Below are 23,915 nucleotides of genomic sequence, written 5' to 3'. Positions count from 1 at the left end.
ACTTGCTTTTCTTGTTGTTCCCCTCATGATGACAGCTCCACTTCGACGCTTATTTTCCAAAACATAACTACTGTATCATAATCTCACAGCGACGTCTGTTGGTACTATGTTCCATGCGACATGGTCGCCCGAACATATAAAAAAACATCACCGGAGCTATCGGCTCACGGTGATGTTGTTTACCTACAAGTATCTCTTAATGCCCCATCATTATCGGAGCGTTGACCGCGTCCTCGCCATCGTCTTCCGCGACTTTCGGCTTCCGAAGCAGGAGGGCCAATACCGCGCCGACCGCGGCGATGCCTCCGGCCATGAAGAACGTATCTCCGTAAGCCGCGACGAGCGAGACGGCTTCATCGCCCTTGCTCTCGGTCATATGATCCCCGAGTCGCGAGAACAGGTAACTCGACAATCCCGCTACGGCGAACGAAACCACGACTTGCTGGGCAGCCGAGATTAGCGGCGTTACCCGGCCGACGAGCCGGCGCGGCGCGACTTTCAAGATGTGCGTATTCACCGGCATCATGGACAACCCCATGCCTACGCCCATGATCATCGTCGCCGTGATCACGTAACCCGCTCCCGAATCCGCTTGAATTTGCGACATATAGAACAAGCCCGCCCCGATTAAGCCGATGCCGATGACGGAAACGGCGCGCGCGCCGAATTTGTCGAACAGCTTGCCGCCGATCGGCATGAACAGTCCCGTCATGGCCACTTGCGGCAGGATCATGAACCCGGTTTTCAGCGGCGAGTAGAGAAAGACCTCTTGCATATACAACGGCACGAACAAGAACGACCCGAACAAGGCCATGGAAGATAACCAAGACGTGACGATGCCGATCGTGAAGTCCGAGGACTTGAACACGCGAAGCTCCAACAACGGTTGTTTGTGGCGAAGCTCCACGAAGATGAATAGCACCAAGGAGACGATGCCCACGCTTAGGCTAACGAGCGTATTCGTTGAACCCCAGTCCTTGCCGCCCTCGCTCACCGCGTAAGACAACGTAGCGAATGCGATCGGAGCAAGCAGCATGCCCCAGAAGTCGAGTGCCGGCACGGTTTTGCGTTCCACTTTCGGTAAGTACTTGAGGCCGACCATGATCGCGATAATGCCGATCGGCAGATTGATGAGGAAGATCCAGTGCCAAGTCGCGTATTCCAGCAAATACCCGCCCAATACCGGTCCGAGCGCGGGTCCGAGCATCATCGGTATGCCGAGCATCCCCATGACCGCGCCTTGTTTGTTAGGAGGAGCGAGCTTGAAAATAATCGCCATCCCGATCGGCTGCACCATGCCTCCGCCGATTGCCTGAATGATGCGATAAATAATCAGTTGTTCGGGCGTAGCGGCGAAGGAACAAAGAACGGAGCCTGCCGCAAACAGAAAGATCGTAATCAGAAAGATTTGCTTGGCGCCGAATCGATCGGTCAGCCAGCCGGCCAACGGAATAACCGCGGAAAGCGCCAGCGTGTAAGCCGTGATCGACCATTGCATCGTATTGATGTTGGAACCGAAATCCCCCATCAAAGCCGGCATAGCAATGTTCATTATCGTACTGTCGAGTATGACCATGATCATACCGACGACGATCGCCATGAGCGGGCCCATAATCGCTTTCATCGAGAACGGCGCGCCGTCGGCTGTTGCAACTGCATTCGAGTGGTTAGACAACTTTTCTCCTCATTTCGCGTAATTTCGTTTCCTACCTATATAGACGAACCCCGAATTGATTATTCATCGGTCGGCTTCCCATTATATCGAAGGTAATTGCGCCTTACAATGTTAAATCACAAAAAACAGAGCCGCGGCATTCGCGCCGGTCTCCGGAATGGATCGGCAAGAGCAAACGTTGGCTTCAACAGCTGGCGATTCATCTAAGAACACCCGAACCCTTCATTGACCACGCTTCTACATCCCACGTCTTGGTTACCCAATCCTCGTAAAATTCGGGCTCGTGAGAGACGAGTACGACCGTACCCTTGTAGGCTTGCAACGCTCGCTTCAGCTCGGCTTTGGCGACGATGTCCAAGTGGTTCGTCGGCTCATCGAGCAGAATCCAATTGCTCTCCTTCATCATCAGCTTGCACAGACGAACCTTCGCCTGCTCTCCGCCGCTGAGCTGATTAAGCGGGCGCGTAATATGCTCGTTCTTGAGACCGCAACGGGCAAGCGCCGCTCGTACCTCATGCTGGTTCATGAAGGAGAACTCGTCCCATACGTCTTCCAGCGGAGTCATCGTCGGAGCCTTGGCCTCCTGCTCGAAATAAGCGGGAGACAGATAGTCGCCCTGATACGTCGTCCCTTCCAGCGGAGGTATGACGCCAAGAATCGTCTTCAGGAGCGTGGACTTGCCCACGCCGTTGCAGCCTGCGATGGCGATCTTGTCGCCTCGCTCGACGACCATGTTCATCTTCGGCAGAAGCGGCCTATTGTAGCCTATTAGCATTCCCTCCGTCTCGAATACGGTCTTGCCGCTCGGACGGGATTCTTTGAAGTTAAAGGTCGGCTTCGCCGCTTCCTCCGGCTTGTCGATGCGATCGATCTTGTCGAGCTGCTTCTCGCGGCTCTTCGCGCGTCCGGAAGTGGAGGCCCGCGCTTTGTTCTTATTGATGAAGTCCTCTTGCTTCTTAATGTACTCCTGTTGCTTCTCGTAGGCGTCGATATGCTGCGTCTTGTTCAGATCGGCCATCTCCACGAACTTCTCGTAATTGGCCGAGTACCGCGTCATCTTCGTGAATTCCAGATGATAGATCACGTCAACGACCTCGTTCATGAAGCTCGTTTCATGCGAGATAAGCACGAATGCATAGGGATATTTCCTTAAATAATTCGTCAGCCAGTTAATATGCTCTTCGTCCAAATAGTTCGTCGGCTCGTCCAACAATAAGACGCCCGGCTTCTCCAGCAGCAGCTTGGCGAGCAGAACCTTCGTCCGCTGTCCGCCGCTTAGCGCCGTAACGTCGCGGTCGAGCCCGATCGCATTAAGGCCTAGACCGTAGGCCATCTCGTCGACCTTCACGTCGATTAGGTAGAAGTCGCCGATCTCCAGCGCCTCTTGAATCTCTCCCATGCGCTCCAATAGCCGGTCCAGCTTGTCCGGATCGGCATCGCCCATCTGCGCGGCTACGTCGTTAAGCTCCTCTTCCAATACGAGTAAAGGCAAGAACGCATCCTTCAGCACGTCCCGGATCGTTTTGCCCGCTTCAAGCTTCGTATGCTGGTCCAAGTAACCGTAACGTACGTTCGGCGTCCACTCCACCTTGCCTTCGTCCTTCAGCAGCTTGCCGGTCAGGATATTCATAAGCGTGGACTTTCCCGTCCCGTTCGCGCCGACCAGCCCGACATGCTCCCCCTCGTTCAATCGGAAGGACACGTTCTTGAACAATACCCGATCGCCGAACGAGTGCGATAAGCCTTCAACCGTCAACAAACTCATTTCTCTATATCTCCATTCATTATGCGCACGAATTGAACCTTCGGCTCTCTCGATTATCCGAATCATTGTAACATAGATAAGAAGAATCCAATTTGACTGTTTGCAATTGCACAGTAGACGAGTAACACGTTGCTTTCCCATTAGGCGAATGCTACCATTAATGACGTCCTGACAGATCAGGAACGAGAAGCGAGTGATATCTAATGACTAAATTCGAATTGATCGCCACGTGCCCGATGGGACTTGAGGCCGTGCTCGCCAGAGAGCTGAAGAGCTTGGGCTACGAGGACCAGCTCGTCGAGAACGGTCGCGTCACGTTCTACGGCACGGAGATCGATATATGCAGAACCAACTTATGGCTCAGAACCGCAGGCCGCGTCCTCATCAAGATGGGCGAATTCGAAGCGCGCACCTTCGAACAGCTATTCGAAGGAACCAAGGCGCTCGCTTGGCCCGATTGGATTCCCCAAGACGGAGAATTCCCGGTGGACGGCCGGTCGCACAAGTCGCAGCTAAGCAGCGTGCCGGCTTGCCAAGGGATCGTTAAGAAAGCCATCGTGGAGAAAATGAAGCAGCGCTACGACACCGAATGGTTCCCGGAGACGGGATCCCGTTACGTGGCGGAGGTGACGCTGCTGAACGACGTCGCGACGTTAACGCTCGACACGACGGGGGCGGGATTGCACAAGCGCGGATATCGCGTCGGCACGACGGAAGCTCCCCTGCGGGAGTCTCTGGCCGCGGCGATGGTCCTGCTCAGCAGATGGCGTCCGGAACGTCCGCTGTACGATCCGTTCTGCGGTTCGGGAACGATTCTCTTCGAAGCCGCATTGATCGGTTGGAACATCGCGCCGGGCTTGCGCCGCGCGTACAACGCGCAAGGCTGGCCTAACGTAACGGCGGCCATGTGGGAAGAAGCGCGCGAAGAAGCGTACGATCTCATGACGGATAATATCCCCATCAACATCGTAGGCTCCGATATCGATCGCGATGCGATTCAGGCATCGCTGGCCAACTTGAAGAGCGCGGGAATGAGCAAGGAGATCAAGCTGAAGGTCATGTCCGTCGCGGACGCGCGCCCGGAAGGCGATTACGGCTGCATCATTACGAATCCGCCGTACGGGGAACGAATCGGAACGACCTCCGAAGTCGAGCGGCTGACGAAGCAGCTAGGGCAGGTCGCGAAGCAATTGCCGAACTGGTCCCACTTCGTCATTACTCCGGACAAGGAGTTCGAAACGAAATTCGGCCGTAAGGCGGACAAGCGGCGCAAGCTGTTCAACGGCCAGATCGAGTGTACGTATTATCAATATTTCGGACCCTTGCCTCCGAGATAATCCGATCCTAACGCAAGACCGGCGCTCCCTTGGGAGTGCCGGTCTTTTTTTATCCTATCCGTAGTCGCCTATTCGGTCATTTTCTTTAAGACAGCGCCGAGTCTGTCTAGATTCTGTTCGTTCGCTTCTTCGCACATTGCCTTCAGCTTGGCGTAATCGTCGCCGGAGTCGAAAGCTTGACGGAACACGAGCTCCGTTCCGCCGTCGGCTTCTTCGAAGTCGGCCGTCAACGTAAAATACGGATTGGACTCGTGCCTGAGCACGATTCGCTCGGGCCCGACTTCGCGGAATACGTTGCGGTTCGGATAATTAGCGCCGTCGGGACCATGCATCGTAAGTTCCCAGACGCCGCCGGGATGGAAATCGAACGTATGGATCGTATTCGTAAACCCGTTCGGCCCCCACCACCCGGCAAGCAGATCCCGTTCCGCCCAGGCCCGGTAGACCGTCTCGCGAGGAAAGTCGAACTTCCTCCTGGACACCAGCTCGCGAGTCTCGTCATTGCTCTCTCCAAGCGACTTCCCGAGCAGATCCAACAAGTAATTCGTGCCATGCTCGCGGTGTTCGGGCTTGTCGCGACCATCGAAGAACGCGCCTTGCTCCGTGAACGTCAGCTTAACGCCCTCTTCGGTCCGAGCGAATTCAACCGTCGTGACGGACACGGAAATGCGTTCTTCGTCTTGATCCATGCTATACGTGTAGACGATGCGTTCATTCGGTACGATCTCCTGATACAAGGCGTCGAACGTGTATACGGCGCCGCCCGGAGGACCGCCGCGGCTGAATTCTCGTCCTCCGACGCGGAACTCGAACTGCTCCGCCGGCGAGAACCACCGAGCCTTGGCGCTTGGGTTCGACCATGCCGCGTACACCCGTTCCAGAGAGGCACGGTAAGTGCGCTCGATCTTGAACGTGGAGTGAGTCGTAAATCTTGGCTTCATAAGAAGTCCCTCCCTTAAGTGATATGATGTCTCCTACGTTTCCTTCAGATAATCGTCAAGCAAGTCCAATCGGTGTTCCCAATCCATTCGCCGCTCTATGATGTACTTCTCTTGGCTTGCCTTCATCGTCTCCAGAAGCGAGACGAACGCGTCGACGGAAGGCGGTTGCCGATCATTCATCTTCTCGGCCACCCGTTCGAGCTCGAACAGGAGCTTCCGTTGCGATTCGAGCGTTCGAAGGACGCGTTCGATCTGTATGGCTACGATGTCGTAAGGAGTATACGCCTGTCCTTGCAAGGTCGTCTGAATCTCGTCCAGCGATAATCCCAGGTCCTTAAGCGCCATGATCTGTTGCAGACGCCTGATGTCGGCCTCGTTATACAGCCGATGACCCGAGTCGGAGTGTCCGGAAGGCGTGAATAAGCCGATCTGATCGTAGAACCGAAGGGTGCGTATGGTCAGTCCGGTGAGTTTGGCCAGATCCCCCACCTTCCAATGCTGCTGCATAATTCGCTCCCTTCCCTTGCGCTAGCTTGCTACCGGTATATCAACAATAAAACATGACGTTACGTAAGGTGCAAGCGAAATTATTAATTTATCGCGTGCACTCGCGTATCTCGTCGAGTTGACTGTATAGTAAAGTCAATGAATATCGTTAGGAGCTGACTGGCTATGGATGTTAAACCGATTGTTCTGGAAGGATCGCGAGTCGTTCTGACTCCGATGGAGGAGGCGCATATCGAAGGCTTATATCATGCAGGCTCCGACGCCCGCATATGGGAGCTTCAAGGCAAGCTTATCGAGCATCCGGACGATATGCGCAAGTTCGTCCTGTCCGCGTTAAGCGAACAAGCGCGCGGAACGGAGCTCCCTTTCACCATTATCGACCAAGAGACCGGCAAGATCGTCGGAAGCACCCGCTTCATGGACATCATGGCTACCCATCGCGCCCTCGAAATCGGCTGGACATGGTATCATCCGGACGTATGGCGTACCCGAGTGAACACGGAGTGTAAGTACTTGCTTCTGCGTCACGCTTTCGAGACGCTCGGCACCGTGCGGGTTCAGCTGAAAACCGATAAACGCAATACCCGCTCCCAAGCGGCGATCCAGAGAATCGGCGGCGTATACGAAGGTACGCTTCGCAACCATCGCATTCTGCCCGACGGCTATATTCGCGACACCGTCTATTTCAGCATCGTCGCAAGCGAATGGCCCGACGCGAAAAAACGGCTGGAAGGCTATCTCTCCTGAAGATTCCGATAGAAATAGACACACAATTCCGAGTTCTAAATATCGTTACTTCCGTTCAATCGTGATACATTCTTCGCGAGAGCTCTCTGCAAGGTACATCCCCGTACCGGCCGGAACGGGGATGACGAACCTTACGAGGAGGAATGAATCGTGAAGAAGATGTTGTCGCTTGTCATGGTCATCGGCTTGCTGCTCGGAATCGCTTCCCAAGCGAGCGCGGCCAATGGGGTGTACGTGTTCAATCCATATCCGAACAGCACCGGCGCGGTACCGAATTACATCGGCGTTACGAAGCCGATTGGGGCTTATCAGTACGAGGTCCGCATTCAGGAGACGAACAGCGGACCAAGATCTTACTATTCGGGCAAGCTCAACGTGCCGTCCAGCGGATCCGACATTCGCCATACGCTATCGACCGCTACGAAGAACGTGCTGGCAGGCGGCTCTTACAACATTCTCGCTTCGGTATACAACAGCTCCGGCACTCTCATCGGCAGCGATGTCATTACGGTTACGTTCCTGTAATGGCGTAAGTCATTCTCGCAGACCGGCCCCATCTTCGTTCGGGGCCGGTCTTTTCCCCTTACTGCGTCGTTTCTTCAATCCGAATCCACAGATCTTTGCCCGTCCAATTCGACACTTGATACCAACCCGTTCCCTTCCATTCTTTCAATGCGAACAAGTTCTGCGCTCCGATCTCGATCGGGCTTTTGGACGTAATGTCGGGTTCGACGTAAGCTCTCGTTTTAACCGGATTAGCGATTTTCTTATACGTTTCCGTAATCGGGTTGGCGGTCTTCACCCACTCGGCCTTGCCGTCCGTCCCGACGATCCGGTACCAATCGCCGTCATTCTCGAACGTATCCAGACTGGTGCTCGCGGGGAATACGTCCACCGGCGCGTTCGAATCGTCTTTGCCGCTATACGCCTTAGTCTCTTCGGTAACTTGGATCCGTACGCCGAAAGAATCCTTCTTCTTGGGCAGTGCAGCGATGAACTCGTCCGATTGTTGGAATCGGCTCGATTGCTCCTCCGCGATTCGCAGGATGCGATCCGGCGCGTCGCCGGTCACTCTCGTCTTCACGTTCGTTACCGATCCGGCTTTCGAATCGTAATACTCGTCCCCGTAGACGAACGATCCCGCCGGACCGAACGTGGACCGAACCGCGACGGGATGCTCTACGTTACGGAACAGATCGTAACCGAACATCCGATAGTCCGACTGTACGCCGAGCACTCCGAGAACGGTCGGCATAATGTCTATATGGCCGCCGACAGCTTCGTACACGCCTGAATTCACGCGAGGTCCATGGAGAATGAAGGGCACTCCCAGCGCGTCGATCTGGTCGTACGGCCTTCCCAACAGATCCTGCAACGCGATCTCCTGCTTCTCCTTCACCATGTCGGCCGTAATGCCGGAGTGGTCGCCGTAGATCGCGATCACGGTTTCTTCCCATAACCCTTCCTTCTCCAATTGTTCAAAGAAGCGTCCAAGCGCCGCGTCCGCGTAGTGCGCGGCCGTCAGATAATCGCCGGCGACATTCCCCTGGTAGAGCTCGGGCAGCCGTAACAAGCGATAGGAAGCAGGTACGCGAAAAGGAGAATGGCTCGACATGCTCACGATTTGCGCGTAAAAAGGTTTGTTCTGTTTCTTTAAAACGTCCATGCTCTTCCCGTACAAAATATCGTCGTCCGCGCCGAAAGCGATCGAATTGTCCGTGCCGAAATACTCTTTGTCGTAGAAGCGATCGAAACCGAGCGCGGAATACAATTCCTTGCGATTCCAGAACGTTACGTTATTCGTGTGGAACGTAGCCGTGGAATAGCCGTTCTTCTCCAACAGTCCAGGCAAGCTAGGATATTCCTTGTCGGCGAAATCCTTCGCGATCGATAAGCCGCCCGCCGCCGGATGCAGCGATGCGTTCGACATGAACTCCGCATCGGACGTAATGCCGCCTCCGTTCTGCAAGTAGAAGTTCGGGAAGTACGCCGATTCTTCGATTAACTTGTTCAAGTTCGGAGTAATCTCTTGGCCCGCGATTTTTTTATTCAAGATAAAAGATTGGAACGCTTCCAATTGAATGAATATGACGTTCGGATTCGATTGATTTACATCCGGCGTAGCCGATTCGTTGGTCTCTTCGGTCTCTTTCGCGCATCCGCTTCCCGCTAGCAGCATCGCAAGTACCATCGCGACGACGATCCTACTTTTCACGGCCAATATCGCCCCAATATGTTTGAATTTGTAAGCTGACAACGTCTCATTATAACATGGGGTTGGCCGCGCACAATCGCGACTTCATATCGCGACTGCCCGTTACCCTTCCGGCCATTCCTCGTTCATCGAATCGGCCATAACCGCCACGGCCGCTTTGCTGCCTGACGCCGCCGCATAGATGAGCTGGGACGGCATCACGTAGGCGGAATCACCGGCTGCGTATACTCCCTTAGCGGTCGTTCTGCCGAACTCGTCCGTCACGATTCCGCCATTCGGAGAGATCTCGTAGCCTAGCGGTTCTTCGAACCTGCCATTGGGAATCTGATACGGATCGATAAAACCGCCGCTTCGCCGAATCGACGTCCCATCCGCAAAATGCACTTGCTCCAGCATGCCGTTCTGTCCGGATAATGCCGCGACCGGCTGGTCGATGACTCGTATGTTCTTGGCGCGGAGCTGCTCAAGCTGCTTATCGGTTATTACGCCGCTGCCATTCGTACATACGATAAGATCCTTGCTCCAGTTATAGAGAAGCTTCACTTTATGAAGCACGTTCGGATGGTCCGAGAGGACGACAAGCGGCTGATCCCGAAGCTCCCATCCGTCGCAGAACGGACAGTTGAAGATGCTCTTGCCGTACAGCTCCCGCAGTCCCGCGATTTCGGGCAAAACCTCTTTGAGCCCGGCCGATAGAATAATCTTATTCGCTTCGATCGCATGCCCTGCCGAAGTCCGGAGGGTAAAGCCGTCGTCCGTCCGTTCGATCGCCGCCACCGTAACGGGCCAATGCTCCACGGAAGGATATTTCAGAACCTCCTCGTAGGCCACTCGTCGAAACTCCGCCGGCGTCACTCCGTCCCGGGTAATGAATCCATGCGATGCATGCGTCACGCCGTTCCGCGGTTGACCGTTATCGATCAGAGCCACGCGCTTTCTTGCCCTCCCCAGCACCAGCGCCGCATTCAATCCAGCCGGGCCTCCCCCGACAATGGCAACATCGACTTTCATGCGTTTCCCTCCGTTTGAATAAGATATATCATAGACTTGTAATATCCATGATTGGTCCGGTAAAAAAGATTGCCCTTGTCATACGGACAATCCCGCTCGTCTAGCAATGTCAATCATCCTCGTGTTCTTCAACTGCGACTCCATTAAGCCTTCCGCCTTCAGCATCTCTTGATGAATCAGGCATTTGGAGTCCTCGCTTCCGCAACAGTCAAATAGCGATGCCGTCCCTTCAATCGCATGAATAATGTCCAGGAAAGAGATATTGTCGGCCTTTCTCCTCAACTGGTAGCCGCCGTTCGCTCCCGAAGCGGACTCGATGAGACCCGCCTTGACAAGCTTCGTTAATATCTTGGAGAGATAGGTCGGCGATAAGTTCTGCTTGTCGGCAAGTTGCTGAACGCCCACTGGACGATCCGGTGCCGTCGCGATCATGTATAGCATCGTATGGAGGGCATAGTTCGTCGCCTTGGAATATTTCATGAAGATCCTCCGCAATTAAAGACTTAATGTGTCTATAATAGCTCCAATCGACTCGATAGTCAAGGATGGGCTTTCGAAAACCCGTTCTTGCCGCGTGTTTCAACGCGATCGGATTTGGGTATATACTCTGAATGACTATTTTTGAAACCCTTACGGAGGTACGCGGCATGCAGCATTTGGACGTCGCAGGTCAGCAAACGGTATTCGAGCACGTATTCAAGCACGCTCCGATCGGAATTACGCTGGTGGCGACGGACGGACGCATCCTCGGCGTGAATCCGGCCGTTTGCGCGATGTTCGGTTATACGGAAGAAGAAATCATGAAGCGATCGGCCACGGACTTCATCTCCTCGGAAGACGTCTCCGACCTGATTCGGAACATTCACTCCGGCGCGGCGCAGACGACGGGGCTCGAGAAACGGCTGTCCCGCAAGGACGGAAGCTCGATCTGGGTGTCCATCTTCGTATCCCTCGTTCGGGACGAACAAGACGCGACCCCGCTCTATTACATCGTACAGGCGATGAATATCACGAACAGCAAAGCGACGGAGCTGAAGCTGCAGGAGAGCATCGAGAGGTATACGTCGCTGAAGAAATATAATCACGATGCCATCGTGTCCTTCTCCTTGGAAGGAAAGATCATTAACGGCAATCTCATGGCGGAGCGCCTTACCGGCCACAAGATTCCCGAATTAATCGGCACGGATATCACGCGGTTGATCGGCAAGTCGAACTTACGGACCATCCTGACGGCGCAAGGGGATTATACGGCCGCGGAGAATGCCATCGCCGAGATTCGACACGCCGACGGCCACGGAGTCGAGGTGCTGGCGACGATCGCTCCCATCATTATTCACGATGAGACTGTCGGTTTCTATTTGATCGCCAAAGACATGACCGAGCAGAAGAGATTGATCATCGAGAAGGAAGCCGCGGAGAAGACGAATAGGGCCAAGAGCGATTTTCTTGCTATGATGAGCCACGAAATCCGCACGCCGATGAACGGCGTCATCGGAATGACCGAGCTGCTGACGGAGACGAACCTGGATTCCGAGCAGCGCGACTACGTGCAGATCATCAAGAAGAGCGGCTCGACGCTGCTTAAGATCATCAACGACATTCTCGATTTCTCCAAGATCGAGTCCGGCAAGTCGGAGCTCGAGGAGGAGCCGTTCAGCGTTAGGGCTACGTTGTCCGATACGCTGAACGTCATCTTGCCGAGAACGCTGGAGAAGAACCTGGAGCTGACGACGTCGATCGCTCCGGACGTGCCGAGCCTGCTCCTCGGCGACGTGACCAAGGTCCGGCAGGTGCTCATGAACCTGCTGAGCAACGCGATCAAGTTCACGCCCAACGGGGCGATCTCGATCAACGTGACGCGCTTGTCTTCGGACGAAGAGAAGATCGCGCTGCGATTCGCGATCCGAGATACCGGCCTCGGCATTCCGGCGGATAAATCCGTCCATCTCTTCGAGCCGTTCTATCAAGTCGACTACTTCATGACGCGCAAGTATGAGGGAACGGGGCTCGGCTTGGCGATCTGCAAGAAGCTCGTCCATCTGATGGACGGCGAGATCTGGCACGAGCCCAACGGAGACCAACCGGGATCGACTTTCGTGTTCACCGGGAATTTCCGCATGACCGAATACCCGGCAACCGTCCAATCCGCCGATCCGGAGCTCCCGACGGCGAGCAGCCCGTTAAGAATCCTGATCGCCGAAGACAACGAGGTCAACCAGACGGTGCTTAAGAAGATGGTCGAGAAACTCGGGTACAACTCCACCGTCGTCGCCAACGGGGCGGACGCGATCGAGGCGGTGAAGCGGCATCCGTACGACATTATCTTCATGGACATCCAGATGCCGCTCATGGACGGAATCCAGGCGACTCGGGTGATCAAGGAAAGCCTCGCGCCGGGCGAAGTCCCGTATATCGTGGCGGTAACGGCGCACGCGGTCAAAGGCGACCGCGAGAAGTACTTGGCGGCCGGCCTGGACGAATATATCAGCAAGCCGATCGATATGGAGGTCGTTGCTGCCGTGCTGGAGAAGACCGTTAGCAGGTAGCCGGAACTTCGTCTAGACCGCAAGTCGTAGGGAACTTTGAACAGGAAGAAGACCGCCGATTGAAGGCGGTCTTCTCTGCGATTAGCGATCCGGCAGCAGCCGCGTGCCCGCTTCCTGAATCGCCGCGACGGCGTCGTCGACCGACTTGCGGCCGGCGATCGCGGCGAAGGTCTCGTCATCGATGATCTGCAGCAGATCCTTCCTCTCATTGTTGCCTAGCGAGAACTCCGCCTGTAGCGGTACTGGCCGCAGCTTGTAGAACACCTCATACTTCGGATCCTTCGCCGTTCTTCCATTCAGTTGCACGGGCAGGCCGACATCCCGCTCCGAATAGACTTCACCCATTCTCTCCGACATGACTTCCTCGATGAGCTTCCAAGCTTGCTCGGGATAATCGGACTTTGCCGGAATCGCGATTGCGGAGTTCACCGCGAAGTCCCCGCCCCGGCTCTGATCTCGCGATTGGACCGGTCCGGGCAGCACGCCCCACTCGAACTTGACGTACAGCTGCTTCAGCTTGGCCACGTAAAAATCGGTTTCGACCGTAAGCGCCGCCTTGCCCTTGCCGAACAGGTCTCGCTCGCTCATCTCGCCGGTACCGATATAGTTGCCCTTCGTCTTGTAGGGTTCGGCAACGAACGTACCATGTTCATAGGCAGCGATGACCTTAGAGATGATCGCATGCCACGACGGACTGTCGAAGTTCAAGCGGTTGGAAGCTTTGTCGTAGACCCCGATCCCTTCGGTAGCGGCGATCCGGGACATGAGATCGAACGGCTTCGTCAACGAGCTCATGCTGAGGCCTCTAACGCCTTCCTCGCTTCCCGGCCCATCGATGAACAACCCTGCCAACCGCAGAATCTCGTCCCAGGTCATATCCTGAGTCGGCAGCGGCACGCCATAGCGTTGGAACAGCGATTTATTGTAGTACACCGCCGAGGAGTAGAAGAGAGGAGACAACCCGTACAATTTACCTTCCTCGTTGTTCCGTACCCTGTCGAGCATCCCCTCGTGCAGGGTACTCAGGTCGAACTTGTTCAGAGCCGCCATCTGCTCGAGATCTCGCAGCCATCCCGCATCCGCCGCGTACTTGTACTGAGCGTCCCACAGAATAACGAGGTCCGGATTATTCGTCTCGAACATTTCTTCAAGCGCGGCTCGGTTATCGTAATCCGGGTTATAATACTTCGGATCCTCCAACGGCACGATCTTGAATCTCGTATTCGGATAGACGGACTGCAAGGCGCTGCGGTAAAAGGAGTCGAACGTCATCTCGTTAACGCACGCGATCGTCATCACGGGCGGCTCCGCCACGGGTTTCGTCTTGCCGGTGCAGCCGCTGGACGCCGCGAGCAGCACGAAGACCGCCAGCGCCATGAAGACGATGCGCCGCCTCTTCCTTACGACCGCCGCCCTCATCGGTTCGCCTCCGAATCGCCGAGCATCGCTGCCTGCTCCGCATCCGCTTGCAGCCGGGCTAACGCTTCGTCGACCGTCGACCGTTCGGCCGCGATGTCCCGGACCTCCGCGTTCGCCTTCTCCGACAGCGCGCCGATGACGCGCCGATATGCTGGCAACTGATCGCGCTCCGCTTGCTGCAGCACGGCGGACACATTCAGCTCGGATTCGTAGTAGCGATTGATCGGCGAACCTTCCCCGATCTTCGGATCCGGCACCGCCGCGTGCAGCACATGCGGACCCCCCGCCTCTACGACTTCATCCGACCGTTCCTTGCTTGTCAGATAATGAATGAGTCGCATCGCTTGCGGTTGGTTGCCGGACTTGGCGTTAATGGCATAGACCGTGCCGCCGGTCAACGAGCCGATCTTGCCCGGCGCGGCGGGCGCGCTCAGCGGAATCGCGCCCCATTCGTCCTGGAACGTGCCCTGCCGGATCGCCTCGTTCATGACGTACCACGACAGATACGGCTGCAGCGTCATCGCGGAACGGCCCATATAGAACGGATTGCCGGCGATCGCCGCTTGCAGAGGGTCGTACTCTTCGGCATTATTCAGCGATTCGTCGCTGATCCAGCTTTGGCGAAGGCCTTCCGACACTTGGCTCCAGATGATCTTCCAGGAGTCGCCGTCTACTTGCGGCTCTCCCTTCGCGTTCACGATCGACAGGCCTTGGGACTGCCCGATGTCGATGATCATTCGGAACGGATCGGGAGCGGAACCGTACGAGAAGCCGTACGCAGGCTTGCCCTGATCTTGCGAGCCTTCGAACCGTGCGGCTAAGCGAACGATGTCGTCCCACGTCGCGCCCTTCTCGGGTAGCGGCACGCCTTTGCTCTGGAACAGCGACCGGTTGTAGACGAGCATATTCATGTCGTAATCGTCGAGGATGCCGTATATTCGCCCATTGCCCGCTTCCTTAATCAGATCGACCGCGGACGGATAGAGCGCTTCGAGGTCTACCTTCTCCTGCTTAATCAGATCTTCGAGCGGAACGATCGTTCCGTCCGCGACGAGGTCGTCGACGTAAGCGAGCGGAACCCGAAGTACGTCCGCGTCCGATTCGCTCACCCATTTCTTGTACGAGGCCAAGTCTTGCTTCTGTCCGTACTCCTCGCTCGGGAGATCGACCTCGAACGACGCGTTCGGGTGATCCAGCATATACGGCGAGCCGAACCGGTTCATGAAGCTGAATTTGTCGAAGTACTGCACGGTCAACCGATACGGTTGGTCTTCCGTCTCCGCCGCCCCGGAGCTCGGGAGGAGCGCCTGGCGCAAATCCCCGGCCACCCAGACGATGGCCGCCAACAGCGTACAGGCAGTCGCGATCGCTATGCCTCGGAAATGGCTTCTGCGTTTGCCGTCCAATCGAATCCTCTCCTTAATCTGCTTCATCGACTTCCGGGAGAATCCGCCGCTGCCGAGCGGAAGCTCTTCGAGATGCTTCTCCCATTCGGAATGATTCATGGTCGCTTCCCTCCTTCGAAAGCCGCGGGCTTGCCCAGCTTGCGGCTGATCGCGGCCCGCGCGCGGAAGATGCGCGATTTGACCGTCCCTTCGTTCAGCTGCATCAATTCCGCGATCTCCTTGAGCGTGAGATGGTGATGCACGTACAGCAGCAACGTCTCACGCAGCTTCCGCGGCAAGCTCAGCACGGCATTCCACGCTTCGCGTTGCTCGAGCGACGCGAACCATTGATTCTCCGCGGAGGGCTGGAACACGCTCGTCTCGTAATCCTCCCAGACGAGCTGGACGCGGCGGAACCACGCGGACCGGAAGTGATCCCGCGCCGTATTGCGGGCGATCGCGAGCAACCACGCCTTCATCGTCATTCCGCCCCGGAAGGAATAGATCGCGTGGTAGGCTTTAATGAACGTTTCCTGGGAGATATCCTCGGCCAGCTCCTTGCGACGCGTCAAGAAGAACGCGTAGTTCCACACGTCCTTGCCGAACGTCATCATCAGTTCGTCGAGCAAGGCGTTGCGGTCGATCCCCTCGTGCATCCGCTTGATATACTCGTAATCCACTCCGGCAACCTCCTCTGACCAAACAACGAGCGCGACGGCGCAAAGTTCCTTTTATTTCATCCGTACGTAAAAAAAGCCTAGCAAGAAAAGTCTAGGCTTTTTCGTTATGCTATGGAATTCTAGGCGCCGCCGCGTTGTTCCTGCAAGCTTGCGGACGACTGTGTTGGAATCGCGCTAGGAGTACGTCGTATAACCCGGACCGTATACCTCGAGCTCGTAGATCCTTGCTGCCGCGTTCAGCGTCTGCGTAGGCTTCGTTACGATCAGCTTAATATAGCGAGCCGACACCTCGGTTATCCGATCTGCCGTAATACCGCCCGTATTATTGGTTACATCCACGACCGTCTTCCAATTAATACCGTCCGTACTCACTTGGATCTGGTAGGTCTTCGTATTGTAATTAACGGTCTCTCCGCCTTCCGATGCATGCTTCATGACGATTCGGTCGACTTGCTTTGCGGAGCCGAGATCAATCTGCAGCCAGCGGTTGCCGGACAAGGAGCACCATTTGCTGTTGGCATCATTGATGGCGACCCCGTCCGTAGCTTTGGCGGCGGTTTGCGAAGCGTTGCACGCGCTGTCTGACGTCGCGGGCTTATTCAACGTCAGATTCGATGGCCCGTATACCTCGAACGCATAGATTCTCGCTGCTTGGTTCGTCGTTTGCGTAGGCGCCGTAACGTTCAGCTTCACGTATCTGGCCGATGTTGTCGATATTTGATCTATCGTAATGCCGTTGAAACTGTTGGTTACGTCCACCACCTTGCTCCAGCTCTTGCCGTCCGTACTGACTTCGATGTTGTAGGCCATCGTGTTGTAAGAGACGGTCTCCCCGCCTTCCGAAGCATGCTTGATGACGAATCGGTTCACTTGCTTCGCGGAACCTAGATCGATCTGCAGCCAGCGGTTAGCGGACAAGGAGCACCATTTGCTGTCGTTGGTTACGCTGCCGTCCACGGCTTGCGCACCGGTCTGCGTAGCCCTGCACGTACTGTCTGCCGTCGCGGGTCTATTCAGTGCCAGATCCTGAGGACCGAATACCTGGAAGTCGTAGATTCTCGTATCCGGGTCCTTCGTCTGCGTAGGCGTTAGGACGATTAGCTTCACGTATCTTGCGGTAACGGGATTGATCGTGTCTACCGTCGTACCGTTCTGATTATTCATATTATAGAGCGCGTCGTTCCAGTGGTTCCCGTCCGTGCTGACCTTGATATTATAGGCCCTCGTGTTGAAATCCCCACTCTCTCCGCCCTCCGACGCATGCTTGATGACGAACTGGCTCACTTGCATGGCATATCCCAGATCGACCTGCAGCGAAGCATTCTTCGCGGTGGAGCACCACTTGGCGTCGTCGGTTACGCTGCCGTCCACGGCCTTGGCCGCTGCTTGAGAGGGGATACAAGAAGCGCCGCCCGCCGTTGCGGGCTTATTCAATGCCAAGTTCTGTTTCTCGTATGCCTCGAACTCGAATACCCTTGCCAGGCTATTCAAGGTCTGCGTAGGCGTCGTAATGTTTAATTTGATATATCTTGCCTGCGTAGGCGATATATTGTCAACCGTAATTCCGCTCGTATTATTGTTCACGTTCACTACCGTACTCCAGGCGGTACCGTCCGTACTGACTTGAATATGGTAGGCCTTCGTGTTCAAGTTAACGGACTCTCCGCCTGCCGAAGCATGCTTAATGACGAATTGGCTCACTTGCTTCACGGAACCCAGATCAAGCTGCAGCCAGTGGCTAGCGGACGAAGAACACCATTTGCTGTTATTCGATACGCTGCCGTCCACGGCCTTGGATGCGTTCTCCGTCGTTGCGCACGTACCGGTAGAGGTTGCGAGACGATTGAGCGCTACGTTCGGATTATCCAGGAGAACGGTATACGTCGTCTTCTTCGTTCCGGATTGCGAGGTTACGATGATCTTCATGCCCGCCGCCAACGTCTCCGCTCTCGTTATTCCGTCCGCATGGTAGATCTCGAACGTTGCGTTCGCGGAAGGCGTAATCGCCGCTCTCAACGCGGCAAGCTTGACGTTGCTCCCGATCGTAATCGTCTCGTTGTCCGTCCCGCCGGCGCTTACCACGCCGACAGTCGAGGTCAACGCAGCCTCTTCGCAAGCCGTACCCGTGCTGGAAAATGCCCATTTCGCATATAGCGTCAGGTTGCTATAGATGAGGTCCGTTGCCTTGTAAGGCTGCGTCAACTGGCTGTCGTAGAACCATCCATTGAAGCTATAGCATGCTTTCACCGGAACACGTTGGAATACGACCGTGCCTCCGGGCTGCAAGAATTCATGGCCGATATCGGACCCGCCGTTCGTATCGTACGTCACGACGATCTGGGTGTTGGGCCCGAGCCCCGTATCCAATCCGGCGAACGATACGGATCCGAATGTCATTAACGACATGACCATAACGACCGCCATCATGTATCCCCTTATCCTCGACTTGCTCCTCCTATTGCCCTGACCGCTTCCTAACCCTGCCATTATCCGTTCTCCTCTCATCCTTTGCATTCCTAATGTTATGCGCTATCCCCCGAACAATGCCCTCCTTCCCGATCGCCTGATTTTATAGGTTAAAAAAAATACATCGCCGCGGCAGTAAGCTGCCTGACGATGTATTGACGATGGTACCGGATCGACTCCCCTTATTCCCCGCTAGGCTCCCCGCCGCTCGCGAGACTTTGCTCTTTGTTGCCCATCGCATGTTTCCTGCCCCATTCGCCCATACTTTCAAGAATCGGCACGAACTGCAGACCCGCTTCGGCCAGCCAATATTCGACCTTCGGCGGCACTTCTTGATACACCTTCCGATGAATCATCCGGTCGTTCTCCAGCTCCCGGAGCTGGCTCGTAAGGATCGCTTTCGAGATGCCGGGGATAAGCCGTTGAAGCTCCCCGAACCGTCTCGTCTCCTGCAGATGATACAGAATGACGATCTTCCATTTGCCCGCGATGACGTTCTGCGTCTCCGTAACCGGGCAGATGATCCGCATATGCTCGGCTGCGCTGTCCCGTTCGAATTTGCTCCTCGCCACGTCATACGCCTCCCATGGTACTGTTTTTATGACTAGGTTATATTATTATGCCTACTTCAATAAATCGAACTATTGTAATAATATAAGGCTACGGTACAGCATGCAAGACAAATTCTATGTTTCGTTCCCGAGGAGGACATCTTTAATGAACATCGCGATCATCGGCGCGAACGGCCAAGCCGGACGCCTCATCTTGCAAGAAGCCGCCTCACGCGGCCACGACGTGACGGCTATCATCCGCAATGCATCGTCCATACCCGATCCTTCCGTTAATGTGCTCGAGAGAGATCTTTTTAACCTAACCCCGTCCGACGTGAGCGGGTTCGACGCCGTCGTGAGTACGTTCAAAGCGGCGGAAGGCCAAGAGCATCTCTACGTCGACGCCGGACGCAAGCTGATCGAAGTGTTCCGACAAGCGCCGAACACCCGGCTTATCGTCGTCGGCGGCGCCGGAAGCCTGTTCGTCGACGAGAAGAACGAGACGAAGCTGATGGATACGCCGGAATTCCCGGCCTTCGTCTACCCGACCGCTTCCAACGCGGGCAAGCAACTGGACGAACTGCGGCTCTCCGAGTCCGTAAATTGGACGTATGCGAGCCCGGCGGCGTTCTTCGATCCGAACGGACCGCGCACCGGCGCGTATAAGCTCGGCAAGGATCACGTCATCGCGAACAGCCAAGGCCAAAGCTACGTCAGCTATGCCGACTATGCCATCGCGATCGTCGACGAGATCGAGAACGCCCGCCACGCGAACGAGCGCTTCACCGTCGTCGGCGAAGCGCAATAAAGGGGGGAATCGCATGAGAATCGAAATCTGGGCGGACGTCGCCTGCCCGTTCTGCTACCTCGGCAAGCGCCGTTTCGAGAACGCGCTGGCCCGCTTCCCGCATCGCGACCAAGTCGAGGTCGTCTACCGCAGCTTCGAGCTGGACCCGGGCTCGGCGAAGTCCGTGCCGTACGACGTCTACGACATGCTGTCCCGCAAATACGGCATGAGCCGGGAGCAAGCGATCGCCAATAACGCGAATCTCGCCCGGCAAGCGGCGGCGGAAGGCATCGACTTCGCGTTCGACGACTTGAAGCTGACGAATACGTTCGACGCGCATCGGCTTCGTCATTACGCCGGGGAATTCGGGAAGAGCAGCGAGCTCGCGGAGAAGCTGTACCGCGCTTATTTCACCGACGGCCTTAACGTAAGCGACCATGACACGCTGGCGCAGTTGGCGGTGGAAGCCGGTTTGGACCGCGAACAGACGCTGCAAGCGCTCGCCGGAGACCTTTACAAGGATGCCGTGCATCAAGAAGAAGCGGACGCGCGCAGCCTCGGCATTCGCGGCGTTCCGTACTACGCCATCGACCGGAAGCTCTCCGTGTCCGGCGCGCAATCGGAGGAAACGTTCCTTCGCGCCTTGCAGCAAGCATGGGACGAACGGCCGACGCATGCAACCGCCGCCTCGGACGATGCCGCCGGCACCTGCGACGACGGATCCTGCGCGATCGATTAAACGAGTTTGTACCGAACGAGCAAGCCGCCATGACCCTCGGGTTACATGGCGGCTTTTCCTTTGCGAATTACAAGGAACGCAACCGTACCAAGCAACCAACCAAAAAGAAGGTAATTGGCCACGATAGTAAGCGAGGCGAAATTCGAACCACGAGTATCTTTGCCTTGTCTATAATATAGTGAGGGGTGAGGACTTGAGCGAGGATTATACGAAACACATAGAGACGGGAAATTCCGCTTGGCTTGAAGAGGTGATGGCCACTTACGGGCGAGATGTTTGGAATTTCGCCTATTTCGCAACTAAAAACCGAGCCATGGCAGATGACATCGCGCAGGAGACCTTTATTCAGGCTTATCGGAATGTACATTCATTTCGAGGACAATCGTCGGTCAAAACCTGGTTGCTAAAAATCACGAAGAACATCAGCATCAATCATCGGAATTCCGCATTTTTCCGTAAAGCTCTCCTCATGGATCTTCTGATTCCTCCCAAAGGGAGCGGCCTTTCGGCAGAGCAAGAATTTATGGAGAGGGAAGTTACCAGTGAATTGTGGGCATTCGTGTTACGGCTTCCCGCCAAATGCCGTGAAGTACTTCTGCTTCAAGCCAAGCACGAAATGCCGCTCCATGAAATCGCCCATATACTCGGCATTCCGGTAGGAACCGTCAAATCCCGATTATCTACGGCACGTAAAAAACTTTCGAAAATGCTCGAGGAGGATGCCGCATATGAGCTTATCTAATCCTGATTGGAATATGGGGTTGAAGGGCGAACCGCTGAGATCTAATGGGTTCACGAGTGAACTCGCCAACCGCGTACGCACCGAAGTTCTACGAGTGCCCAAACATGGAAAACGGGCATATTTCATAGGAAGCGTGTCCGTTTCCATTGCGCTGTTCGTTCTACTCTCCTACGTCTTCACCGGGAGTGGCGAACCGCTTCCGCGCGTAGGGCAAGAACACGTCGCAGCCTCATCCGCGAATATTCCCGTTCACGAGGACCATTACGACATCCCCCTATCGGAATCGCTTGATGACTTTGTCTTGAACAACAATAGATTTTATTTCCGAACGGATACCTATTCGCTTAGAGGACATCAATCCATCAAGATGATCATGGACTATTATCGCTACGGCAAGGAAGAGGTTCGCCATGAGGCAGGAAAGCCGAACGGAAGCGTAAGCTACTCCGTCCTGCTCGAAGGAGGTCAATTACCTGAAAGCCGCCGCGTCACGTCCGCAAGCTTCGCCAGTAACGGGGTTGTATTGTTCTTCGGTATGCTGGACGATCCCGGCATCGTGGACATACGCGCTGTCCAACGAAACGAAGAGATGGCGCATCATGCCACGATTGTAAAAGGCCAAGATGGACATACCTACTGGTATATTGCCATAGCGGACAATACGAATGACTCGTGGAGATATCGTTTAGAGGGGCTCAATGCGGAGGGAAAATCGGTCGCTGAAGAATCCGATTTTATCCCTCGATATTAACGATTGGAATGGCTATCCTTAGTGGCCTTTTCTATGAATGAATAGGAACGCAGCCGTGCCAAGCAACCAGCCTAATAGCAGGTAATTGGCCACAATATTAAGCGAGGCGAGTGCCGAAGCCAACGACCCGCTTAGCTGCTCGAACGCGCTGACGAGCAAGCCCGCTCCCGATAGCAAGCCCAGGATGCCGACCCAGCTTTTCACGATCGCGGACTTAAGCTGAACCAACGAAACCCCGATTAACCATAGGCCTAACAAAACCCACCCAAGGTGCTCGCCGATCGCCATTCCTGCATAACGGTTAAAGGACTCGTATACGACGACTACGGCTTCTTTCGCAGCGGGCGTAGTCGTAGAAGAAGCGTACGTCTCGGCCAGATAGGGCATCAGGAACGGCCAGCGGATGAAGCCGAAGATCTGGGCGATGCCTGCTCCGATGCCGAAACCCGTCGATATAGCGAGCAACAAGCGATTCGATTCCGAGCTTGATTGCATGGCGTGGTGCATCGCGATGGCTAGCGGGATGAGGAGTAATCCGGAGAGCATGAAGAAGTAATACGCCGGCGTAATAATCGATTGCTGGCTTCGGTACAGCTCGAATACTTCGGATGCCGGCTTGCGCAGGATGTCGGGGAATTCGAATACGGATTGCAGAATGAGGAACGGCACGATCATCAGTATGACCTCTAGAACGAGCAGCAACGCGGCGGTACGGAATACTTTCTTATGAACCATCTTGATCTCCTCCATTCGTCGATTGACGGGATAAGGAGATCGTAATGTCTTCCGCAACGGTAGAGTCAAGTCATCATTTCAACACCGGCACCTGCAGCTCCACCAGCACATTGTTCATGTCAGGGTGATCGTTCTCCCGGCCGAACAGATGAAGCTCCCTGACGGGTCCCGACTGCGAGTATCCGTTCCTGCCGATCCACGAGAAGAGCTCCAGCAAGGCGTCGCCCAGCTCCATGAAAGGGCCTTTGTAGACGAGACTGGCGACCACGGGCTCCGCGGGTACGCCGAAGAGCGCAATGCTGCCCTGCGGAATCGGCTCGGCTGCGGGTTCCAGGCAATAAGCGACCTCGATATCGAAATTCTCTTCGATGAATTCGGTCATATGATAGAACACGTACTCCTCACGCGGGACGAGCTTCGTTCCGGATAGCCATTCGCTCAGCTCGTCGAACATCCGGCAGCGATAGGCGGGCATATCCTGAGGCTTGGGCACGATCGCGCGCAGCGTCGCGACGTACAGCTCGGTTACTTGCTTCAATACGATCTCGTATCTCGGCTCCTCGCCAAGCTTCTCCAGCTGGCTTAATCGCGACTCGATGCTCTGTATGCGATAGGCGGCTTCGCTGATCTGCGCGGTCAGCTCTTCCTTCTTGCGCAGCATCATTCGTCTCATCTCTTCAATCGACATGGCCTTGTCGATCATCGACGCGATCTGCTCGAGCGTGAATCCGGCGTCCTTAAGCACCAGGATCTGATTCAGCCGGATGAGCTGGTCATAGGTGTAGTAGCGATAATTCGTGCTCCATTCGATGCGTGCCGGCTTCAACAACCCTAGCTCGTCGTAATGGCGCAGCGTCCGAATCGTCACTTGCGCGATTCTCGAGAACAGGCCGATCTTAATCTCGTTCGACATGAT

Annotated in this window: 22 protein-coding genes; 8 read left to right on the top strand and 14 right to left on the bottom strand. The window is 55.4% G+C overall.

From position 1 onward, the window contains the following. Nucleotides 1–196 precede the first annotated feature (196 nt). Both ACFQZG_RS14635 and ACFQZG_RS14630 read right to left on the bottom strand, forming a co-directional pair. A complete protein-coding gene (locus ACFQZG_RS14635; RefSeq protein ID WP_378153711.1) occupies nucleotides 197–1,675 on the bottom strand; it encodes a DHA2 family efflux MFS transporter permease subunit in 1,479 nt (492 codons plus the stop codon). Nucleotides 1,676–1,874: 199 nt separating this feature from the next. Continuing rightward, nucleotides 1,875–3,440, bottom strand: a complete 1,566-nt coding sequence (locus ACFQZG_RS14630; protein WP_378153709.1) for an ABC-F family ATP-binding cassette domain-containing protein — start codon at nucleotides 3,438–3,440, stop codon at nucleotides 1,875–1,877. A 203-nt stretch (nucleotides 3,441–3,643) separates the two neighbouring features. Here ACFQZG_RS14630 and ACFQZG_RS14625 point away from each other — a divergent pair, with 203 nt between their 5' ends. After that, the gene (locus ACFQZG_RS14625; RefSeq protein WP_378153707.1) at nucleotides 3,644–4,777 is read left to right on the top strand and encodes a THUMP domain-containing class I SAM-dependent RNA methyltransferase; all 1,134 of its coding nucleotides are present in this window, start codon (nucleotides 3,644–3,646) and stop codon (nucleotides 4,775–4,777) included. A gap of 68 nt (nucleotides 4,778–4,845) precedes the next feature. On the opposite strand, the gene ACFQZG_RS14620 is transcribed toward ACFQZG_RS14625, so the two are convergent. Together ACFQZG_RS14620 and ACFQZG_RS14615 are read right to left on the bottom strand one after the other, a co-directional pair. After that, a complete protein-coding gene (locus ACFQZG_RS14620; protein WP_378153705.1) occupies nucleotides 4,846–5,718 on the bottom strand; it encodes an SRPBCC family protein in 873 nt (290 codons plus the stop codon). 33 nt (nucleotides 5,719–5,751) lie between these two features. Next, on the bottom strand, nucleotides 5,752–6,225 hold the full coding sequence (locus ACFQZG_RS14615; protein WP_378153703.1) for a MerR family transcriptional regulator: 474 nt from the start codon (nucleotides 6,223–6,225) through the stop codon (nucleotides 5,752–5,754). Between the two features lie 165 nt (nucleotides 6,226–6,390). Between ACFQZG_RS14615 and ACFQZG_RS14610 the strand changes: the two genes are divergently transcribed. Further along, entirely contained in the window at nucleotides 6,391–6,972 is a 582-nt protein-coding gene (locus tag ACFQZG_RS14610) for a GNAT family N-acetyltransferase (protein ID WP_378153701.1), read from the top strand. A gap of 150 nt (nucleotides 6,973–7,122) precedes the next feature. Continuing rightward, complete coding sequence (locus tag ACFQZG_RS14605) at nucleotides 7,123–7,497, top strand: hypothetical protein (RefSeq protein ID WP_378153700.1); 375 nt, start codon at nucleotides 7,123–7,125, stop codon at nucleotides 7,495–7,497. 58 nt (nucleotides 7,498–7,555) lie between these two features. Here the strand turns inward: ACFQZG_RS14605 and ACFQZG_RS14600 are convergent, their stop codons facing one another. From ACFQZG_RS14600 to ACFQZG_RS14590, 3 genes are all read right to left on the bottom strand, one after another. After that, a complete protein-coding gene (locus tag ACFQZG_RS14600) occupies nucleotides 7,556–9,187 on the bottom strand; it encodes an LTA synthase family protein (protein ID WP_378153698.1) in 1,632 nt (543 codons plus the stop codon). A 102-nt stretch (nucleotides 9,188–9,289) separates the two neighbouring features. Beyond that, entirely contained in the window at nucleotides 9,290–10,198 is a 909-nt protein-coding gene (locus ACFQZG_RS14595; protein ID WP_378153696.1) for an NAD(P)/FAD-dependent oxidoreductase, read from the bottom strand. A gap of 78 nt (nucleotides 10,199–10,276) precedes the next feature. Further along, entirely contained in the window at nucleotides 10,277–10,678 is a 402-nt protein-coding gene (locus ACFQZG_RS14590) for an RrF2 family transcriptional regulator (RefSeq protein ID WP_378153694.1), read from the bottom strand. Nucleotides 10,679–10,845: 167 nt separating this feature from the next. On the opposite strand from ACFQZG_RS14590, the gene ACFQZG_RS14585 reads away from it, so the two are divergent. Then, the gene (locus ACFQZG_RS14585; RefSeq protein ID WP_378153692.1) at nucleotides 10,846–12,744 is read left to right on the top strand and encodes a PAS domain S-box protein; all 1,899 of its coding nucleotides are present in this window, start codon (nucleotides 10,846–10,848) and stop codon (nucleotides 12,742–12,744) included. A gap of 81 nt (nucleotides 12,745–12,825) precedes the next feature. Here ACFQZG_RS14585 and ACFQZG_RS14580 read toward each other — a convergent pair whose 3' ends face one another. The 5 genes from ACFQZG_RS14580 to ACFQZG_RS14560 all read right to left on the bottom strand — a co-directional run bounded on the left by ACFQZG_RS14580 (nucleotide 12,826) and on the right by ACFQZG_RS14560 (nucleotide 19,224). After that, nucleotides 12,826–14,163 (bottom strand): ABC transporter substrate-binding protein, encoded by a 1,338-nt coding sequence (locus tag ACFQZG_RS14580; RefSeq protein ID WP_378153690.1) that lies wholly within the window; start codon nucleotides 14,161–14,163, stop codon nucleotides 12,826–12,828. Continuing rightward, nucleotides 14,160–15,668, bottom strand: coding sequence for an ABC transporter substrate-binding protein (locus ACFQZG_RS14575; protein ID WP_378153688.1), 1,509 nt, complete (start codon nucleotides 15,666–15,668; stop codon nucleotides 14,160–14,162). Before ACFQZG_RS14575 ends, ACFQZG_RS14580 begins: the two co-directional genes overlap by 4 nt. Then, entirely contained in the window at nucleotides 15,665–16,228 is a 564-nt protein-coding gene (locus ACFQZG_RS14570; RefSeq protein WP_378153686.1) for an RNA polymerase sigma factor, read from the bottom strand. Before ACFQZG_RS14570 ends, ACFQZG_RS14575 begins: the two co-directional genes overlap by 4 nt. Nucleotides 16,229–16,402: 174 nt before the next feature. Next, nucleotides 16,403–18,655 (bottom strand): discoidin domain-containing protein, encoded by a 2,253-nt coding sequence (locus tag ACFQZG_RS14565; protein WP_378153684.1) that lies wholly within the window; start codon nucleotides 18,653–18,655, stop codon nucleotides 16,403–16,405. A 221-nt stretch (nucleotides 18,656–18,876) separates the two neighbouring features. Then, on the bottom strand, nucleotides 18,877–19,224 hold the full coding sequence (locus ACFQZG_RS14560) for a winged helix-turn-helix transcriptional regulator (protein WP_378154069.1): 348 nt from the start codon (nucleotides 19,222–19,224) through the stop codon (nucleotides 18,877–18,879). Between the two features lie 187 nt (nucleotides 19,225–19,411). Here ACFQZG_RS14560 and ACFQZG_RS14555 point away from each other — a divergent pair, with 187 nt between their 5' ends. The 4 genes from ACFQZG_RS14555 to ACFQZG_RS14540 all read left to right on the top strand — a co-directional run bounded on the left by ACFQZG_RS14555 (nucleotide 19,412) and on the right by ACFQZG_RS14540 (nucleotide 22,264). Further along, the gene (locus ACFQZG_RS14555; protein WP_378153682.1) at nucleotides 19,412–20,053 is read left to right on the top strand and encodes an NAD(P)-dependent oxidoreductase; all 642 of its coding nucleotides are present in this window, start codon (nucleotides 19,412–19,414) and stop codon (nucleotides 20,051–20,053) included. Nucleotides 20,054–20,066: 13 nt separating this feature from the next. After that, nucleotides 20,067–20,771: a DsbA family oxidoreductase gene (locus tag ACFQZG_RS14550; protein WP_378153680.1), complete on the top strand. Its 705-nt coding sequence runs from the start codon at nucleotides 20,067–20,069 to the stop codon at nucleotides 20,769–20,771. Nucleotides 20,772–20,964: 193 nt separating this feature from the next. Beyond that, entirely contained in the window at nucleotides 20,965–21,513 is a 549-nt protein-coding gene (locus ACFQZG_RS14545; RefSeq protein WP_378153678.1) for an RNA polymerase sigma factor, read from the top strand. Continuing rightward, entirely contained in the window at nucleotides 21,500–22,264 is a 765-nt protein-coding gene (locus tag ACFQZG_RS14540) for a hypothetical protein (protein ID WP_378153676.1), read from the top strand. Before ACFQZG_RS14545 ends, ACFQZG_RS14540 begins: the two co-directional genes overlap by 14 nt. Nucleotides 22,265–22,282: 18 nt before the next feature. Here ACFQZG_RS14540 and ACFQZG_RS14535 read toward each other — a convergent pair whose 3' ends face one another. After that, a complete protein-coding gene (locus ACFQZG_RS14535) occupies nucleotides 22,283–22,999 on the bottom strand; it encodes a DUF4386 family protein (RefSeq protein WP_378153674.1) in 717 nt (238 codons plus the stop codon). Nucleotides 23,000–23,072: 73 nt separating this feature from the next. Next, nucleotides 23,073–23,912, bottom strand: coding sequence for a MerR family transcriptional regulator (locus tag ACFQZG_RS14530; RefSeq protein WP_378153672.1), 840 nt, complete (start codon nucleotides 23,910–23,912; stop codon nucleotides 23,073–23,075). Nucleotides 23,913–23,915 lie beyond the last annotated feature (3 nt).

The organism is Cohnella sp. GCM10027633 (assembly GCF_042675445.1).
In the GTDB taxonomy this organism is placed as follows: domain Bacteria; phylum Bacillota; class Bacilli; order Paenibacillales; family Paenibacillaceae; genus Cohnella.
Note: the sequence above shows the minus strand (reverse complement) of the source record. Positions and strands in the feature narration are given on the sequence as shown.

Bases quoted from the DNA above. Each gene is read 5' to 3' on its own strand.
- ACFQZG_RS14585 (WP_378153692.1), top strand. From the start codon at position 10,846: ATGCAGCATTTGGACGTCGCAGGTCAGCAAACGGTATTCGAGCACGTA.
- ACFQZG_RS14620 (WP_378153705.1), bottom strand. From the start codon at position 5,718: ATGAAGCCAAGATTTACGACTCACTCCACGTTCAAGATCGAGCGCACT.
- ACFQZG_RS14630 (WP_378153709.1), bottom strand. From the start codon at position 3,440: ATGAGTTTGTTGACGGTTGAAGGCTTATCGCACTCGTTCGGCGATCGG.
- ACFQZG_RS14560 (WP_378154069.1), bottom strand. From the start codon at position 19,224: ATGCGGATCATCTGCCCGGTTACGGAGACGCAGAACGTCATCGCGGGC.
- ACFQZG_RS14610 (WP_378153701.1), top strand. From the start codon at position 6,391: ATGGATGTTAAACCGATTGTTCTGGAAGGATCGCGAGTCGTTCTGACT.
- ACFQZG_RS14625 (WP_378153707.1), top strand. From the start codon at position 3,644: ATGACTAAATTCGAATTGATCGCCACGTGCCCGATGGGACTTGAGGCC.
- ACFQZG_RS14565 (WP_378153684.1), bottom strand. From the start codon at position 18,655: ATGATGGCGGTCGTTATGGTCATGTCGTTAATGACATTCGGATCCGTA.
- ACFQZG_RS14615 (WP_378153703.1), bottom strand. From the start codon at position 6,225: ATGCAGCAGCATTGGAAGGTGGGGGATCTGGCCAAACTCACCGGACTG.
- ACFQZG_RS14590 (WP_378153694.1), bottom strand. From the start codon at position 10,678: ATGAAATATTCCAAGGCGACGAACTATGCCCTCCATACGATGCTATAC.
- ACFQZG_RS14555 (WP_378153682.1), top strand. From the start codon at position 19,412: ATGAACATCGCGATCATCGGCGCGAACGGCCAAGCCGGACGCCTCATC.
- ACFQZG_RS14540 (WP_378153676.1), top strand. From the start codon at position 21,500: ATGAGCTTATCTAATCCTGATTGGAATATGGGGTTGAAGGGCGAACCG.
- ACFQZG_RS14595 (WP_378153696.1), bottom strand. From the start codon at position 10,198: ATGAAAGTCGATGTTGCCATTGTCGGGGGAGGCCCGGCTGGATTGAAT.
- ACFQZG_RS14550 (WP_378153680.1), top strand. From the start codon at position 20,067: ATGAGAATCGAAATCTGGGCGGACGTCGCCTGCCCGTTCTGCTACCTC.
- ACFQZG_RS14575 (WP_378153688.1), bottom strand. From the start codon at position 15,668: ATGAATCATTCCGAATGGGAGAAGCATCTCGAAGAGCTTCCGCTCGGC.
- ACFQZG_RS14535 (WP_378153674.1), bottom strand. From the start codon at position 22,999: ATGGTTCATAAGAAAGTATTCCGTACCGCCGCGTTGCTGCTCGTTCTA.
- ACFQZG_RS14580 (WP_378153690.1), bottom strand. From the start codon at position 14,163: ATGAGGGCGGCGGTCGTAAGGAAGAGGCGGCGCATCGTCTTCATGGCG.
- ACFQZG_RS14530 (WP_378153672.1), bottom strand. From the start codon at position 23,912: ATGTCGAACGAGATTAAGATCGGCCTGTTCTCGAGAATCGCGCAAGTG.